Annotated in this window: 9 protein-coding genes; 3 read left to right on the top strand and 6 right to left on the bottom strand. The window is 46.8% G+C overall.

Features of this window, described 5'->3' with window-relative positions:
- Positions 1 to 28: 28 nt before the first annotated feature.
- From AB4Y93_RS15680 to AB4Y93_RS15665, 4 genes are all read right to left on the bottom strand, one after another.
- Positions 29 to 5,983 carry an S-layer homology domain-containing protein gene (locus AB4Y93_RS15680; protein ID WP_441893489.1) on the bottom strand — a complete coding sequence of 1,985 codons (5,955 nt, stop codon included), beginning with the start codon at positions 5,981 to 5,983 and terminating at the stop codon, positions 29 to 31.
- A gap of 128 nt (positions 5,984 to 6,111) precedes the next feature.
- A complete protein-coding gene (locus tag AB4Y93_RS15675; protein WP_441893487.1) occupies positions 6,112 to 7,683 on the bottom strand; it encodes an extracellular solute-binding protein in 1,572 nt (523 codons plus the stop codon).
- 56 nt (positions 7,684 to 7,739) lie between these two features.
- On the bottom strand, positions 7,740 to 8,624 hold the full coding sequence (locus AB4Y93_RS15670; RefSeq protein WP_441893485.1) for a carbohydrate ABC transporter permease: 885 nt from the start codon (positions 8,622 to 8,624) through the stop codon (positions 7,740 to 7,742).
- 17 nt (positions 8,625 to 8,641) lie between these two features.
- Positions 8,642 to 9,565 carry an ABC transporter permease gene (locus tag AB4Y93_RS15665; RefSeq protein WP_441893483.1) on the bottom strand — a complete coding sequence of 308 codons (924 nt, stop codon included), beginning with the start codon at positions 9,563 to 9,565 and terminating at the stop codon, positions 8,642 to 8,644.
- Positions 9,566 to 11,023: 1,458 nt separating this feature from the next.
- Between AB4Y93_RS15665 and AB4Y93_RS15660 the strand changes: the two genes are divergently transcribed.
- Positions 11,024 to 11,245: a hypothetical protein gene (locus AB4Y93_RS15660; protein WP_441893481.1), complete on the top strand. Its 222-nt coding sequence runs from the start codon at positions 11,024 to 11,026 to the stop codon at positions 11,243 to 11,245.
- Positions 11,246 to 11,281: 36 nt separating this feature from the next.
- On the opposite strand, the gene AB4Y93_RS15655 is transcribed toward AB4Y93_RS15660, so the two are convergent.
- Positions 11,282 to 11,737 carry a DinB family protein gene (locus AB4Y93_RS15655; RefSeq protein WP_441893480.1) on the bottom strand — a complete coding sequence of 152 codons (456 nt, stop codon included), beginning with the start codon at positions 11,735 to 11,737 and terminating at the stop codon, positions 11,282 to 11,284.
- Positions 11,738 to 11,923: 186 nt separating this feature from the next.
- Between AB4Y93_RS15655 and AB4Y93_RS15650 the strand changes: the two genes are divergently transcribed.
- On the top strand, positions 11,924 to 12,814 hold the full coding sequence (locus AB4Y93_RS15650) for a YihY/virulence factor BrkB family protein (protein ID WP_441893479.1): 891 nt from the start codon (positions 11,924 to 11,926) through the stop codon (positions 12,812 to 12,814).
- Between the two features lie 63 nt (positions 12,815 to 12,877).
- Here the strand turns inward: AB4Y93_RS15650 and AB4Y93_RS15645 are convergent, their stop codons facing one another.
- Positions 12,878 to 13,348 (bottom strand): UPF0158 family protein, encoded by a 471-nt coding sequence (locus AB4Y93_RS15645; protein ID WP_441893477.1) that lies wholly within the window; start codon positions 13,346 to 13,348, stop codon positions 12,878 to 12,880.
- A 506-nt stretch (positions 13,349 to 13,854) separates the two neighbouring features.
- Between AB4Y93_RS15645 and AB4Y93_RS15640 the strand changes: the two genes are divergently transcribed.
- Positions 13,855 to 14,589 carry a response regulator transcription factor gene (locus AB4Y93_RS15640; RefSeq protein ID WP_441893475.1) on the top strand — a complete coding sequence of 245 codons (735 nt, stop codon included), beginning with the start codon at positions 13,855 to 13,857 and terminating at the stop codon, positions 14,587 to 14,589.

Below are 14,589 nucleotides of genomic sequence, written 5' to 3'. Positions count from 1 at the left end.
GCATGGAATCTGGCTCCTTTCACACTTATTAACGATTATAAATTCGGTAGAATAGAACAGCTGCTTCTGCTCGTGTCAATTGGCCTTTTGGCTCCAGCATATCATCATAACCCTGCAAGAGACCAGCCTTCACCAGCGAGCCTATACTTCCTTTTGCATAAGCCGATATTTGATCCGCATCTTTATAATCCGCAAGTGCATCCTCTGTGCCAACCGGAAGACCGGCTTTCACAGCTGCGAGAGCACGTTCGATAAACGTTGCCGCTTCTTCTCTCGTGATTGCTGCTTCCGGATTAAACCGGTTACCACCGGCACCATTAGTAATACCAAGCGACTTCGCAATGCCTACAGCCTCAGCATAATAACGATTTGCCTGCACATCTGCAAAACTAGCTGGAGCATCTGAGGTGAGTCCAAGTGTATCTATGAGCAGCTTCACGAAGTCCGCCCGTTTGATAGATGCGCTCGGATCGAATGCCGTTTCCGATACACCGTTAATAATACCTTTTGACGCAAGCACCTCAATCGCTTCTTTCGCCCATCCGTATCCGTTTAAATCTGCAAACGATTTTTGCACATATACAACCGCATACTGGCTAAAATGTTTTGTAGTAAATACGATCTGTCCGCCAGCTGCATCATAACGTGCGTTTGGCACAGGGAACGGTTTGCCACTTCCGTCAATATACCAGATGGTCAGCTTATTTGTATCCACTTTCTCAGTCACCGAAGGGGCATAAGGAAGTGATACCGTAACCGGTGATTGGCTGTTATGCCAGTCAACGGTGTGACCCGAAGATTGTACAGTCAGATCGACAACTGGACGATCTCCAATCTTCTTCTGCAGCTCTTCGCTCCAACCACTTTTGTCCGCATTTCCGATGCTGATGATGACAGTTTGACCAAGCTTACTCGCATCAGGCGTCAGCATATCACTGGACAATAGAATCGTTCCAGACGGTGTAATGAGCTCAATCTGCCGATTCGAGGATTGCTGTGTCAAATAACCCGACGAAAGCTCCAAGGAATAACCGTTTGCTCCAGAAGCAGCAGACAGCACAACCGTAATTTTTTTCTTGCCGTCTTGATCCGCTGCTTTGGCGAACGCTTGATCAAGCAACGCGGCTTCCAGGGAAAGCTTCGCATTCTTTGAACTTGCATCTACTACAGCAGTACCTTCCACCTGTACCGTTCCATCTGCCTTAACCGTCACCTTCGGCTGTTCAACTTGACCAGCACCAGTACCGGAGCCAGAACCTGTACCCGGTCCCGGATTCGTCGTCCCGCCAATTGCAGTCAGTCTTGCTGCCAGTCCAGACTTCACTGTACCTTGCGGAATAAGGCAGACAAAGTTGGCTGCCGCATCAATGCTTGTAACATCCTTCGCTTTTTCAGCCGCTGCAACCGCCGACTCAGCCGATTGCGCCAGCAGGCTTCCATAATCGGAGCCAAGCAAATACAGATCGCCAAATTGTGTTGCATCTTTGCTTGTTCCAATCCCTTGATTATATTCGATGAAACCAGCGCGGCCCGCGCCATCATGTTCATTAAGCAGGATCGTCAGACCAAGCGAATCCTCAGGAGAGAAGGTATATCCCGCACCATGAAGCGCAGAGATTGGAAGAGTAATGTCATAGATGGTTGCATGCGTCGCTTCATCTCTTGTAATGACAGCATCCGCTGCGTTAAAAGCTCCAGCTGCTACGCCAGCAGGCGCACGCCATCTCCATTTCGATACTGTACCGCTATTCGTCAGCGCAAAACCAAGCTCGTTGACATTTTGGCTGGCAGATCCATCTTTTCTCGATAAATCGATACCAAGCTGCAAGCTGTCGCCCTGCCAAATATCGCCGTTTGTCCACGTCTGATAATGCGTATTATCCGTTGAACGGACAGTAACGTACAAATTATCGTCATCCCACCGGACGGTTGATTGTGCACTCAGGTCGTCCTTGCCGCCCCAATTGCCGCCTAGGCTCGAGTAATTTGTCGCACTTGAGATATCAATAACAGGCTGAACCTCGCTCTCGTCATCGAGACGTGTCGCGAACGACTGTGCCGTTTTCACCTGGGTCACATAGGAATACCCATTATCCAGCGTCACTTTATATTTCAGCGTATCGCCCGACAAATAAGGAAGCTTAATCGACACACTCTCACCAAGCGCGATATTGTTGAACCGGACCGGTACGAACAAATCTTTGTAGCTGTCCGGTGAAATGACCTCAATCTTGCCAGCAAGTGGAGCCGATTCCGTCATGTTGGTCAGCTTCAGCGCAAAATTCGCATTTGCCGGATTGCTCTCATCAAACTGGCCTTTCACCAGATCCAGCGATACCGGAACCAAATTTGTTCCTGTCACTTTCGTGCCCGCTTCATTAACCAGCTGCAGGCCGCCTTTGAACAGGTTGTTAGCGATAACCAGCTTCTCAATGTCTGGGCCAGCATACACATGATTTGTATTTGGCTGCTGGAAGTAGGAATCATAAAGCGTAATATCGCCGCCAACAGCATTGATACCGCGTTGTCCTACTCTCGTAAAGTTGCTTTGCTGGATACGAACGTCTCCTCCGAATATATCAAAGGAACGGGTCGTATCTCCCCACATCGAAGAGTTAAAGAAGACAGCCTTAGAGTCAAAATCTTCCCCAACGACAACATACACTTTGTCGGAGGAGCTCATTGAGACAAGCTCAGTGTTAATCAGCGTAAGGCCCGCTTCGCCAGCAGAGTCCAGTACGGCGCCCTTCTTGCTGCCATCCGTTCCGTGGCCGATGACGACAGCTTCCGGACCTTTACCGTTCTGTTCCTCAAAATGAATACCGTATTTCGAACCATAAACAAACGTATTAAAGATCGTCTCGTTTGTAACATCGCCAATCCGGAAAGCATCCAGATTTTCCTTCTGATAGCTCCATACCGCATCAAAGTCCTGATCTGTAGAAGGATGGTTAGGGAAATTGTTACGCCCGTAATAATGCGGGTTGAACTGTACGTTACGCATCAATCCGCCATCAGCGCCGCCGCCAAGGAAAATACCTTCCATAAGTGGTGAACCAGCGACGTAATCGATATAGTGGCCACTTGTATTATGGGAACCAAAGTCCACGCCTTTGTACGGGTTGATTAGCGTTGTATCGATTAGATATACGCCTGTTCCTTGGCCCTGTACCGTCCAGGCATACGGCTTCACATTCGTCCAGCTTTGCTGATCGTAATAGACCGACAAGCCTCTTAAGCCTGCATCCTGCTCAAGTGACAGGAATGGTACACCGTCCGGATCGTTCTCACCATGATTCGTGAATAAAACAGTACCGCCGCCAATCGTATGATGCGGAACGTCCCATGAACCACGCAGCTCAACACCGCTTGGAACATTTAATGGATCATTAGCACGGTAGATACCAGCCGGTAAATAAACGGTACCGCCTCCTGCTGCATCAGCATCATCAAGCGCCTGCTGGATAATTGCCGATACATCTGTTTCACCTGTGCTGTCAGCCTCATAAGGTGCTGCCGTAATATCAAACAGGCTGTTAGTTGATGGTTTTGGCCTATTTGCCAGATCAAGTGCCGCTACTTCAGGCAGCTGCTCAAGTGTATACTGAGCACCTTGACGGACACTAACCTCCGCTGCTTCGCTCTTATCCAGAACAGCCAGACTGCCATTATGACCGGAATTGATCGCGTTAACGGTAGTAACACTGCCTTCCAGCTTCACATGCTTCGAAGCCTTAACGAAGCTCGACTGACCTAGAAGGAGTGAGCCTCCCTTAGCTGCAATAGCATAACCGCCGCCTTGATCATCCCAATTCTCAAACGTACTGTTCTCGAAGGACAATACCCCGCTGCCTTCATTTACAACAGCGTGATGTGGATTGCCGCCAAACGTTACCGTATTGAACTGAGCAATCGAATGGAAGCCTTCAGTAGCGTATACCGCTATAGGCTCTGTGCCGATATTTGCTTTGAAGCTGCTGTCTGAGACGAGCAGGCCAAAATCGTTAACGCCTTCGATTTTCAAAGCTACATTACAGTCCTCAATATTAATTTTATAGAGCTGAGCATTTGCCGTCTCCAGGCTGCCCGTTCTTGTTGTAATTCGCATACCTGTCTTGAAATCGGCAATATGAATGTCCGACATATACTCCCAGTCCGACCGGCCCATCACAATGCCTTCCGAATGGGTCGTCATATACGACTTCAAATCCGCTTCCTGAGGTGAACCTGCAAGACCCGAGTCAGCCCAATACGAAGAGGAAAGTCTTACATGCTCCAATCTTCCAATATCCGTCGTATAGTCTAGGAAAATCCCCGTTTTAAGAGCTGTGCCATACAAATTACGGACATAGTGAAGCTCATTCCAGGATGGACCAATCTTGATCCCGTTATAGGAATTGACAAGCGTCACATTCTTGATCGTCATACTGTCGCCCGACAACTGCTCGAACGTCCATGGGTAAGCAACTGGCGAGCTGACCGACTGCTCCGGATACCAGACAGATAAGTTCGTCACGCCACTCACCGGTGCCAGCTGCAGGAAGCTTGGGCCGTTTTCAATACCTTTGTCGGCATATACAGCTAGGATGGTTCCTTCAACCTCGCCTCCTGAAACCTCAGGACTGTTCCAGTCACCACGCAGTGTAACGCCAGTTGGTACAATTAGATGTCTTGTCAGCTTATAGGTGCCAGCAGGAGCAAAAACAACTCCGCCTCCCTTGTTGCCAGCTGCCGCCAGCGCATCCTCGAAGGCTTTCGTGTCATCTGTTGCACTGTCTCCAACCGCCCCAAAATCCTTCACGCTCATATCAGCAATCACAACGTCATCCGTTGGATAGACCGTGTCGTAGACTTTGGTTGCTGTATCAAAGTTCAGCTGCGGCTGCTTTTTCACTGTCACCGAAGCAATATGCAGATCGGGATTACTTCCAAGTGCTCCCGGCCCGGATACTTGAAGGCGGAAGTCTCCTTCGTTTGCACGGTTAGCGAACTTGGCATCGCCAAGCTTGAAGGTATGTTTTTTCCATGTATTCGTATTTGTATAAGTAAACTCTGGTGCATCCTTGAACGCTGCAGATTGCGAGTCGTACTGCAGCTTCATACTGCCGCTGCCACTGTCATAATATTCGACCGTTACAAAAACATCCTGGTCGGAGTTGTCATACAAGTAAGCATCATCTACATTAAAGTAAAAATAAAGAATATTATCGCCATGGACCGTTGGGCTAATCGTTTGATTCGTTTGCCAATACGTTTTCCCCGTGATTTCACCAGTCAGCAAATGCTCTGCTGCTCCATCGCCAGGTTTTGCCGTAATGCCATTAGATACCGGTGTCTCGCCCAAAATGATTCCTGGATCTGATGCTTCCGGCTCTTCAGGAACCGTCGGCTGCTTAGGCGTCTTCTTGACGGTAACACTCGCCAGCTTCAAATCAGGATTAAGCTCACCGTTAATACCTCCACCTTCAATGGCAATCCGGAAGTCGGTGCCGTTCGTGCGGTTGGAGAACTTCGCATCCGTCAGATTAAAGGTATAGTCCTTCCACGTCTTCGTGTCGCCATAAGTAAACTTGGTGCTGTCCTTAAAGGCAGCCGACTGCGCATCATATTGGAGCAGGAAACTCCCGCTTCCCTCGTCATAATAACGAAGGGTCACATCAACGTTATAATCAGCGCTGTCGAATAAATAATCGTCGCTGACGTTCATATAGAGGTAAGTGGTGCCTTCCGCTTTGTTTGTCTGCCAATAAGGGATATCCGCTTCCGTCCCCGTCAGAAGTCCATCTCCATTATCCCCCGCTCTGCCGGATAGACCATTCTCAACCGGTGTTGCCCCAAGGGTCATACTCACATCATCAGCAGCCTCATCCGCCGCATGAACACTAGGTAAACCAATAAAACAAACAGAAGAGAAAATCATCAGCATAACGAGTAGTCTCACCATTTGAGCACGTACTTTTGTCCAATTTTGGTTCGTTATCACAATCAAACCTCCATTTTGCAGATGTATTTGGTCTGTATCCGCTTACATAGTCATGAAAAAAGAGAAGCCCCTATAGGTGTCATCAGGCCGGCTTCTCTTCATGTGTCTGTGCAGTATGTTAGTTGTTATTACTTCTTGTTAGCTAAGAATGCGTCAATTTGTTTTTGAGTTTCTGTGATGATTGTATCCAGACCGTTTTTCTTTTGAGTTTCGATGTAATCATTAACGGATTTGTCTACATCTTTCACAACACCAAATTCGATTGGTCTGCTCAGCTCATCGCTTGCTGCATCACGTTTGGCCACTTCGTTTTTCATCGCGTCTTCAGCAAGGAAGAGTCCATCGATCGGCGAGTTCACATTGTTAGGCTCGCTTGCGAACTTCGCTTCGTTCACCCAGAAGTCTGGTCCGTATGTCATGGTCGGACGCATGAATTGCGGCTTCCAGAACGCCCATTGGCCGCCCCACTCCATATAGTTACTTGTTGTTGTTTCCATACCATCCGGATATTCCGCTGTATCACCGTTCAGGACATAGGTTTTGCCTTCAATACCGTATTGTACAAGGTCATACAACGTTTTGTCCGTCTCCATCATATCGAGGAAGCGCAGAACGCGGTCGGCATTTTTCGAGTTGCGGTTAATCGCTACAACGTTAGCAAGCGCGGTACGGTTAATGAAACGCTTGTCAGGGTAGAACTCAGAAGCGACCAGTTTATATGTCGGATCCGCAAAGCCAGGGTTTGCTTCTACCCATTCATGGGAAGTAACCGTAACCAGCTTCTTGCCGTTTCTCCACTCAGCTGCTTCATCGGTCTTGTCGATCATCGCATCACGGTTGATGAGGTTATCGTCATACCATACTTTTGCGAGCTTGGAGGCTTCCAGGTAGAACGGCTGCTGCTCAACCGGCTGTACTTTTACAGCTGGATCACTTAGGTAGAAGCCAAGTCCATGGAAGTTCAAGTCTACCCACTCATCACGAATCATGTAGATCGAGAGCGGAGTTGTACGGGAAATTCTTTCGTTCGGATAAGCTTCTTTCATCTGACGAAGCAATTTATCCATATCTTCAATCGTTTTTACAGAGCCTTCTGGAATATCCAGTCCAGCTTTCTCCGTCAGGTCAGAGCGCCAAGCAATAAATTTACGCTCATTCATTTTCATTGTCCACGGGAGGCCAACTATGTTGCCGTTTACCGTAGCAGCGCCAAGTGTACCTTGCTCCTCATATTTCTTATACAGGTTAGGTGCGTATTCAGGCAGAAGATCGTTTAACGTCATATATGATCCTTTGGCAGCCATTTGTTTATAAGACAGCCAGTCACCGTCAAAGTTCATATCCCATTTATCGCCGGAAGCAGCCATAACGAGCATTTTATCTTTGAAATCGCCAAACGGAATAAAGTTAATATCGAATTTAATATTAAGTCCTTTTTCTTTCACATAATCGCTGACTTTGGACCATACTTCGTCCGTAGCCGCTTTCTTGTCACCACCAAAGTAGAACTTCAGCGTAACTTCTTTTTCCGGCTCTTTCGTATCTGTTTGCGAGCTTTCCTTAGGAGTGTTGTTACCACCGCTGTTGCTAGGCGTGTTGCCATTACCGTTGCCGTTATTCGAGCTGCATGCCGAGAGCATAATGCTCAGCGACATCGTAGCTGCGAGGGCTAACGACATGATGCGGATCTTCTTCTTCATCTTGACCTCTCCCTTATGCTTGTCATTTATATACTACACGGCGTTAGCCGATATAGTCATCCCTTTACTGCACCTACCATGAGACCCTTGACGAAATAACGCTGCAAGAATGGATACAGGAAAACAATGGGACCAATCGTGACGACAGTGAGCGCCATCTTGATCGATTCTGACGGAATTTGCGCCGATATGCGCTGCATCGCCGAAGCGTTGCTTGAACTCTTCAAGAAATCGACGTTGGAGACGAGCGTTCGCAGTAAGAGCTGCAGTGGCTGAAGCTCTTGCTTGTCGACGAACATAAGGCCAAGGAACCAGTCATTCCAGTAGCTTAGTGCGACGAATAAACCAACGGTTGCGAGCACTGGAAGCGAAAGCGGCATAACAAGGCGGTAGAAAATTTTGAAATCTCCCGCTCCGTCCATTTTCGCCGACTCATTAATTTCCTCGGGAATCGAATGCATGAAGTTGCGGATCAAAAACATATTGAACGCATTAGCGAGCATCGGTAAAATCAGTGCCCATAGCGAGTCTTTGAGATCGAGATAATGAACGCAAATGATATACCATGGCACCAGACCGCCGTTGAAGAGCATCGTAATGATGACGTAGACGGATAAAATATTCCGGTACTTAAAGGAGCGTCTTGCCATCACATACGCACCCATGCTCGTAACGAGCACAGATAGGACCGTCCCTACTGTAGTTACTAGAATACTAATGCCGTATGCATCAATAATCCGGTTGGAGCCAAGGAACAGAATTCGATAGGAATCAAACGTAATATGATGCGGCCATAACGTGTAGCCGTAATCCATAATGTCCTTCTCTGTGCTCAGCGAGCCCGATATAACCATGATGAATGGGAATAAACAGGACAAGCTGAACAAGGAAATGACGAGAATGATGAGAGATTGCGAGATTGAGAATTTTTTGGCAAGCATAGTATGTTTCCTCCGTTCTAGAAGATAGCCGAATCTTTATCGATTTTGCGAGCTGCGTAGTTGCTGACAATAACCAGAACGAAGGCAATCATGGACTGCAGGAAACCTGCTGCGGATGCCATTCCGATGTCTCCAGATTTACGCAAGCTGCGGTAGACAAAGGTATCGATAACGTCTGTCGTTGGGAAGAGCAGCGAAGCGTCGCCAACCATCGCATAAAACATGCCGAAATCCGCATTCATAATTCTTCCCACAGCCAGCAGAGTTAGTATAATAATCGTTGGTCTCAGCATCGGAATACTGATGTAACGGATCTGCTGCCATCTGGTCGCCCCATCGATAGAAGCGGCTTCATAGTAAGAATTATCAATGGAGGTCAATGCCGCCAAATAAATGATCGTACCGTATCCGGTCACTTTCCATCTGACCGCGATAGTAAGAATGATTGGCCACAATCCCGCTTCGCTATAGAAGTCGATTGGCTGCAGGCCTATGGTTGTTAGGAAGTGATTGACCGCACCACTCTCGAAATCGAGCAGGTTGTAGGCGAATACGCCAACAACAATCCAGGAAATAAAGAACGGCAGGAACGTCAAGGACTGCGATACCCGCTTGAAATATTTGTTCCTGATCTCGTTGAGCAGAAGCGCAAACCCAACTTCGAATATCAAGCCAACGATGATGAACAGCGCATTCAGCAAGATTGTATTTCTCACTGCCCGGAACGCGGTGTCCGACGAGAATAAGTAGTCAAAGTTATCAAATAGCGGGTTCATCCAATTACTGCCGAATATGCCTTTGGTAAAGTCGAAATCTTTGAAGGCGATTACAAGTCCGGCCAGCGGCAAGTAGTTGAACAGGAATAGGAGTACCGCTACAGGGAGGAACATAAGCAGCAAGGTGCGATTTTTAAACAATTCCCGAATGACTCCATTTTTCATAGCGTTTTCCCTTCTCTCTTTTGATAGTTTTATTGTAGATTTGTGGGAATTTGAAAACCATGAGTGGATCTTATACTTTCTAGTTTGGGATTAAACAAAGCTGTCCTGAGGGTGGATTTGTCAACTGAAAGTGATGAATAAACTCTATTAGCCTCTTAAGGGGGAGTAGGGTATGCCCCTTCGGCCGCTGTTGTCTGCAGGAAATTCGAACAATTCACTAGAAGTGGATATTTCCCGCAGACAAAGGCGGATGCTCCCGCTCCTCAGGGGCATACCCTATCTCCTATTTATGGCTATTGTAATTAATCACTTTCAGAAAGCGACAAAGCCGCCCTCAAAGGCGCTTTGTTTGTTGGGGTGGGGCCGTGATTTTGATCGCTACTGTATGGGGCGGCTTACGCGAAATTCGAATTACAGAGGAGCATAACCATAATAACGAAACAGCAGCAGCCATGGACTTGAAAATAAAGTCCTAGACTGCTGCTGTTTTATTTAGCATTACCTGCTTACCTAATAACTGTTTCAGTTAGTACTGCTCCGGGTAAAAAAATAATAGAAGTTAAGCAAAAAAAAAATCGAGGGCGGTGATCAGAATGTCCGTTCAACAGCACAATTACGAAGAACGCCATATCGAGAAAAGGCACGACCCGAGCCGTGTGGCATCTACATTTATCAAATACTTTGCTTATGTGATCATTACTTTCGGGTTGCTGTATTTCATCGCAAAATACATCCTGCCGATGTTTTAATTGATGCGATACTGGACCACTCGACTCAAGCAATCAAACAACCTTAGTCCGGCTAGCCGAGCTAAGGTTGTTTCTCAATTCTATGTGTACTACTTAACGTAACGTTACGTTACCCTGATCATATGATGCTTTTTCCTTGCCCCCGCCTCACCCACTTCAGGGACTCTAGAGCCTGCTTTGAGGTATTTTGATTGTATGTAATAAACACGCTCCAACTCTGATTCATAATAACCAGTATTGAATTGAGTTTTATCTATAAGGTCAGAAAAAAGCATTTGTTCTCTCCTCTCCCCAATTCATGTATACTAATATCCAAATTCGAACAAATGTATGGCTGAGATGATAGGGATTGCTAGTATGCTCCTTAGCAAACAAACGATAAGCTAAAGCAGGTAGAGCACAGAACGAAAATCATTAGCGGAGATTGGCTCGAAAATGATGCTGAGCATAAATGACACCTCGCGAGGATGACGCTTATACTTGATGCGTAAGTCGGTGGAGTAAGGGCTTTGAAAGTAGAAGCAACGGACAGGAGTGAGCAGCAATTCAACTAAAACCGCACAAAACCATTGTGACCTTCATAATAATCTGCGCACTGCAGCTAACGTTATCAGTGGTGCGTTTATTCAATACGGACCATCAACTGGTACCGGCTTTTATTGGCTTTACGTATTTCCTCGTGAGTCTAGTGTTTCTGGGGCTCCTCATCGTGATGCTAATCGACCTGCTGACGAAAGCGCAGCGAATCATTCAGGGCCGCATCATAAACAAGGAAGGCAGCATCATTAACGTTCTGCGGGATGACGGTAAGCTAAAGCGTTTCAAAATAAACGTGCCAGAGGTGCTCGAGGCTCTCCGAGTTGACCATAGAGTCGAGATCGTATGCACGAATCTGGCCAATTTTCCGAGCCGGATCACGGTGATTGAGTAAAGAGTGCTACTCCTCCATCTCCAAGAGGGCTTATTATTAGAGCCTCGCGAACGTAATGTAATCGACTTGAACAGGCTCTGCCGATTCGATCCGAAGTGCCCGGTTAATCTGTCCCCGGTGATATTGCCCATGTAAGAGGACCTGCAACAGGATGTCACGGACGGACGTTTGGAACGGAACCCCGCTCTGGTTCGCATAGTCGATCATCTCATCCAACTCGGATTCCTCAAGCCCTTCGATATAGATGCGATATTGCTCAGCGTTTTCCTCGAACATCGTCCGAATCTCCTTCAGGTCTTCCGCTTCCTCCCACAACGAATATTGCGCACTGCCCTTGCCTTGCAATCGGGACAGCCAGACTCGTTCTGCGACCGCGACGTGCCGAACTAGCTTCAGAAGGTCCTTGTTCTTCGTCTTACTCTCCTCGAGCGCGTCCAATATGCGTCCGTCCGCCCAGTACAGATGCTCCATCATGCACTTGATCGTCTTCATTTCCGTTCCCCCTATTCGTCTCATCCATTATTAAACGTATTTGATAGTAATATTACGCTGTCTATACCTTGAGGTTCAATATCTGAATAAATAAAACTCGAGCATTTTTGAGCTAAGCTTTAGATAATAACTCCTGTTTTAAATTAGGCTTCTCTTGTTTACCTACTAATAAGAGGAGTGATGGCAATGAAACGAGTTTCAAAGATTTTTCCATTTTCCAAAAATTTGTACTGCCGTTTTCGTGATGATGATGTTCCTGCTCTAGGGGCGCAGCTTACGTATTATTTTATTTTGTCATTTTTTCCGTTTCTTATTTTTGTCGTGAGCTTGTTGAGTTTTGTCCAGTTGTCTGGAGACAGTGTCGTCGCTGAGCTTATTCGTCTGCTGCCGGAGCAAACGGGTGAAGCGATTCAAAATAGTTTGCAGGAGGTAACGAACAACAGCAGGGGGACGCTGCTATCGATTGGTATGATCGCTACACTTTGGTCAGCATCCAATGGTGTTAATGCGGTCATCAAGGGTGTTAATAAGGCCTATGATGTCGAAGAAAACCGCCCGTTCTGGAAGGTGAGAGCGATATCGCTTGCGGCGACAGTTGTGTTAGCCATTGCCATTTTGCTGGCGATAGTTTTGCTTATTTTTGGAGAGGTGATCGGAGAATTTCTATTTGATTGGTTCGATTCCCCTGTTGGCTTCGAACTCATCTGGGGCACATTGAAATACATCTTTCCCATTTCGTTCATGATTGTTGTTTTCTCGCTGCTCTACTGGATTGTGCCCAACCACAAAATTCGTTTCAAAACAGTCATTCCGGGGGCTCTGTTTGCGACCTTTGGCTGGATTGCATCCTCGTTGCTGTTCCAATTCTATATTAACAACTTCGGCAACTATTCCAAAACGTACGGAAGCATCGGCGGCATTATCATCCTGCTGATCTGGCTGTACATCAGCTCCAATATTATCATTCTAGGCGGAGAGGTCAATGCTACACTTGCATATGGGCAAGCGAAACCCTCTGTTGATAATGCACTGCGGAACGGCAGCGATAAGCAAAAATCACGCTCGATTAAGCTGTAGTGTAACTATTGCCCTTTAAAGTAACGAAGCTGCCATGGCGGCAGCTTTCATTTTTGGTATATTTTAATGTTGGAACTCAATATCATGTTCGATACACCACTCAATCACTAATTCCTTTATCCTGTTTTCCTTGTAGGTATACCATTGCTTATCAATGCCAAATTCTATTACTTTATCTTTAAATCTGCGAAATGCACCTTTCCCAATAATTGCGTCATTCAGCGCTTCATTGATCTTTTCATCTTCAAGAGTACTGATGAACTTTTCTATGAGTTCATATTCGTTGTAGTCGTTTTTCAACGTGAAGTCCGCATATTTCCCTTGTTCATCCTCGAGTATACAAATAGCCCTTTCAATGTTCTCTCTTTGCCATTCGGGGAAATTTTCAAGCGGCCGTTCATCTTCAGCAGCTCGAATTTCTTCTCCAGTTAACGTAATCACTTCACCTGTTGTAACATCTATATAAGTAAACGTATCCTCTAAATCCATTTCAATCTCGCCGACTAATTCATCCAATTTCACGGGTTTCTTCACTAATAAAACATCCTTTCCTACTCCTTAGTAGAGTTCATATTCCAGCAAACGGTCCCCGAGGGAGCTCAGTCATCTTTATTTTAATTGTATTACATCAACTTTCATATTCAAAATATCTATCTCTTCTAAGTCTGAATATTCGATAAGCCGTATGCTAAATACATTCTCGTTGCTTTAGCTGCTGTTATAGCTGTGACTGGCTTGATCGTGCAACGCAACTTTGTTCAAGAGAAGCTTACTGATTACACGTCCCATACCGCTAATACATCAGCAACAGGAACGATAATAATGGATTTAGTTTCTGATCATAAAACAATCTTACCATCGGAAAACTTCAACGTTAGGTCTTGTACTGTTTTCGAAGCTCCTCTTCGATTCTATCAATACCGAGCCGTCGCAAGGCCTCGATCTTCTACCGCTTACCCGGATTGTCGGACGAACGCGATTGGTATATTCTTGTATTAATGTATACGCTGCGAAGCAAGTTCATGAGGAGGCTCTATCAATTGAAAATAAAAGTGCTGATCGCGGACGATAATTCGTTTATCCGTGAAGGAATGAAGATCATCCTCACCACGTTCGATGAGTTCGAGGTGGTCGCCACCGTCGGCGACGGGGCGGAGGCGGTTGATTATTGCCTCTCGCACGAAGTGGACGTCGCCCTTCTCGACGTGCGAATGCCGAACATGAACGGCGTCGAGGCAACCCGTCTACTGACAGAGCAAACGAAGGCCAAGCCGTTGATCCTTACCACGTTCGACGACGACGAATACATTCTCGAGGCGGTGCGGTCGGGCGCCAGAGGGTACCTCCTCAAGAACAACGACCCCGAGAGAATCCGGGACGCCATAAAGAGCGTATATAACGACCATCACGTTCTCCAAGACGTCGTCCTGAATACGATCAAATCCAATCTGTTGACAGGCGCGCAATTGAAACCTCAGACCGGCCGCGAGCAGCATAACGGTCATGTCGCCGCTTTCGATCCGGTTGAGCCTGCTCCCGCTCCGTCCTCCGGTTCGGGTCGGATTGACCGCGGCCTGTTCACAGAGCGGGAGCTCGAAATCATGGCGCAGATCGCTAGAGGGCTCTCTAACAAGGAAATCTCGAAGAAGCTGTTCATCTCCGAAGGCACGGCCGCCAATTACATCACGTCCATCCTGAACAAGACGGGACTTGAACACAGGACGCAGATCGCGATCTATTATTTGACAGGTGAAGTCAAGCAATCCGAAGATTAG

The sequence above is a fragment of the Paenibacillus sp. YAF4_2 genome (assembly GCF_052113225.1).
Taxonomy (GTDB): Bacteria; Bacillota; Bacilli; order Paenibacillales; family Paenibacillaceae; genus Pristimantibacillus.
The sequence above is the reverse complement of the archived record's forward strand: the minus strand, read 5'-3'. Positions and strand labels throughout refer to the sequence as shown.

Coding starts and splice junctions, on each gene's coding strand:
- AB4Y93_RS15650 (WP_441893479.1), top strand. CDS start 11,924: ATGAAACGAGTTTCAAAGATTTTTCCATTTTCCAAAAATTTGTACTGC.
- AB4Y93_RS15670 (WP_441893485.1), bottom strand. CDS start 8,624: ATGCTTGCCAAAAAATTCTCAATCTCGCAATCTCTCATCATTCTCGTC.
- AB4Y93_RS15665 (WP_441893483.1), bottom strand. CDS start 9,565: ATGAAAAATGGAGTCATTCGGGAATTGTTTAAAAATCGCACCTTGCTG.
- AB4Y93_RS15675 (WP_441893487.1), bottom strand. CDS start 7,683: ATGAAGAAGAAGATCCGCATCATGTCGTTAGCCCTCGCAGCTACGATG.
- AB4Y93_RS15655 (WP_441893480.1), bottom strand. CDS start 11,737: ATGAAGACGATCAAGTGCATGATGGAGCATCTGTACTGGGCGGACGGA.